The organism is Vibrio aestuarianus (assembly GCF_012395185.1).
In the GTDB taxonomy this organism is placed as follows: domain Bacteria; phylum Pseudomonadota; class Gammaproteobacteria; order Enterobacterales; family Vibrionaceae; genus Vibrio; species Vibrio aestuarianus.
Window position 1 is genome coordinate 1 of sequence record NZ_JAAZTU010000111.1, and the last position, 1042, is coordinate 1042.

Genomic DNA, 1042 nt, shown 5'->3' on the forward strand with positions numbered 1-1042 from the left:
CGGCGTTGTTGATCAAATCAGCTAAAGGACGTATCTATCCTACGGAACTTACCTGTTAGTTTCTAATAGGCATACCTAGTCCTAGGACTTTGTTCATTGCTTTGACGTTTGCTAACGCCTCACCAACTTGAGCGTTATAACATCTCAAGCTCAATGTGCCGCTAGTCAGTCCTTTATATCGGGACATTGCCGTCTCAGAGATTGAACGGTCGTGGTAGCCAGAGTCAGTTTTCCATTGAGCTAGCGAATCGTTTTTAAGTGCATCGACCACTTCATTTCGAGGGTGTCCCTCTTCCCAATAACCAGCATTTATTCTGGGAGGTATGAGAGGTTTGCAACCCTTGTTTTGCAATACTTCATGGCACTTTTTTGTGTCGTAAGCACCATCTGCTGATACGGAATGAACTTTCCTACGCAGCGGATTCAATAATGTTGGGAGAGCTTCGCTATCACCAACATTGACGAGGCTGACTTCTGCACTAATCACATCATGGGTATCGACATCAACGGCCAGGTGCAGTTTACGCTAAGTTCTACGCTTCTCGGCTCCATGCTTCTTAACTTTCCATTCGCCTTCACCGAAGACTTTCAGACCTGTTGAATCAATGGCGATATGGCGAACTGAGCCTTTAGATTTGTTCTTGTATTTTACCTGAACAGTCTTTGAACGCTTGCTAATACTGGTGTAGTTAGGAGAGCGCAAAGGGACGTTCATCAAAGCAAATATAGAATCGATAAAGCCTTGAAGCGCACGTAACGGGAGAGAGAATATCCCTTTAACCATCAAAGCTGTTTCAATAGCAGTATCAGAAAATTGAAAGCCTCTACCTCGTTTACCATGGTGACTTTTACATTGCCATGCTTCAACGGCTGAGTCGTCAATCCAAAACGTTACTGAGCCTCGCTTGCACAAGGCTTCATTATACTCACTCCAGTTCGCTATCTTCTTCTTCGACTTACCCATAACAACACCATGCTTCTACTACATGGGATCAGATCGCAGGACTGAGAAAAGGTTCCAACTGATTTAGTCAACAACGCC

Annotated in this window: 1 pseudogene; it reads right to left on the reverse strand. The window is 44.4% G+C overall.

The annotated features are described in order from the left end of the window. Positions 1-55 precede the first annotated feature (55 nt). Positions 56-964: pseudogene (locus HGG78_RS18850) on the reverse strand (IS5 family transposase). Positions 965-1042 lie beyond the last annotated feature (78 nt).